The organism is Endozoicomonas sp. SESOKO1, from assembly GCF_024606265.1.
In the GTDB taxonomy this organism is placed as follows: Bacteria; Pseudomonadota; Gammaproteobacteria; order Pseudomonadales; family Endozoicomonadaceae; genus Endozoicomonas.
On the sequence record NZ_JAHHPP010000296.1, the window covers coordinates 1 to 1,535 of the forward strand.

Below are 1,535 nucleotides of genomic sequence, written 5' to 3' on the forward strand. Positions count from 1 at the left end.
AGAAAACACCGTTTTCAAATTGTAATCAGCACCAACCATTAAACGGGCTAATCAGTCCGTTTTTTTGTGCCTACTAATCAGCACCGCCGATTAATCACTTGCCTAATAATACCGCCCTGCTTTTCCGTGTATGCGGCTTTCCCACTATAGGGCTATGATACCGCTATTGATTGAAAACCCGCCTACAGGTAAAACCAGATAGGGCTATAGATAAGCGGTATCAAAATACCGCTGATCACCTAGTCACTAAATTATTTGATATACACGACAGACAACCCATAGTTAAATTAGAAACAGCTTAATTAATCAGGAGCTAATCAACATGAACGCACTTAATAACCCTGTTACCGATAATGCCGAGCTAATCTGCTCGGCTATGGTAGAGGCGAAGCGAGTAGCCATCCTAGCCGAGAAGTTAGCGAGCCTAGCCGAACATATAGCCGAGAATCCGAGCGTCGTGGAGGCGCTAAGATTAGCCGAAAGCGATATAGTAGAGGCTGGTAAACACGTAAATGGAATAGAACTTTTCTACACCCGCTTATCAGCTGATTTGCCGCTGGTCAGGGACTAAAAAAATTTATTGAAATACACGTCAGCCGACATATAGTTAAAATGACAACAACGAAAAACGAGGGCAGTACAATGGAACTCAAAAAAATAATGAAGCGAGGTGGCGACAAAACATTAGAGACCGGATCATTTTCTTCTGGAATAACTAAAGACTGTGACACGAATCAATATCAGGTAATGATAGTAGTTGGAAACCATAGACTGTATATGACACCTGACGAAGCCAAAGCTTTTAAAGATAAGTTTGACTGGAGTATCAATAGAGCAGACGAATTAAATCAGGAGTAATTGCTATGAAACATAAATTCGCACTACTACCAGAAACAATGGAGCATACTAACAACCGTGGGCGATGCTTCATTGAGTTTCAATTAGTCAATGAGACAACCGCCGTGGTATTAGTCTATTTAATCAATGACGACTACAGTACCAGTGATATAATTTACGACAGCTATAAAGGTGACGTCATTGGCGCAATGGATAAGTACTTCGAGTATGCGCATCTGGACTCGGCTATCTTAGATGCAGAGTAAACGGTAAAGAAATACCGCTTATCACCGAGCGGTATTTTTTAATTGAAATACACGACAACCAACCCATACTAAAAATACAAACAACGAAAAATGATAAACAAAGGAGATACACCATGACTACTACTAAAAAAACCGATAGCAAAAAAAGCACTACTACTAAAAACCAGAAAGAGGGAACTACCATGAAAAACAAAAAGACTGCATCAGAAAAATTCGTTGAAGTAGCCAATATCCGAGTACCTAAAGCGGTAAGGAGATTGGAGACAATCGCAGCCTTAGCGGATAGATCAAAATATGATTATACCGATAAGCAAGCAGCTAAAATCAAACAGGCACTACAGGATGCTTTAAATGAATTGACTGCTAAATTTGAGGCTGGTGAAAAGGTAGAAAACACCGTTTTCAAATTGTAATCAGCACCAACCATTAAAC

General features: G+C 39.9%; 4 protein-coding genes. All 4 read left to right on the plus strand.

From position 1 onward, the window contains the following. The first annotated feature begins 322 nt into the window (after positions 1–322). Positions 323–571: a hypothetical protein gene (locus tag KDK13_RS13205; RefSeq protein WP_257285439.1), complete on the plus strand. Its 249-nt coding sequence runs from the start codon at positions 323–325 to the stop codon at positions 569–571. Between the two features lie 71 nt (positions 572–642). Continuing rightward, entirely contained in the window at positions 643–858 is a 216-nt protein-coding gene (locus tag KDK13_RS13210; protein WP_257285440.1) for a hypothetical protein, read from the plus strand. A gap of 38 nt (positions 859–896) precedes the next feature. Then, positions 897–1,103 carry a hypothetical protein gene (locus tag KDK13_RS13215; protein ID WP_257285441.1) on the plus strand — a complete coding sequence of 69 codons (207 nt, stop codon included), beginning with the start codon at positions 897–899 and terminating at the stop codon, positions 1,101–1,103. Between the two features lie 113 nt (positions 1,104–1,216). Then, positions 1,217–1,516, plus strand: coding sequence for a hypothetical protein (locus KDK13_RS13220; RefSeq protein ID WP_257285442.1), 300 nt, complete (start codon positions 1,217–1,219; stop codon positions 1,514–1,516). Positions 1,517–1,535 lie beyond the last annotated feature (19 nt).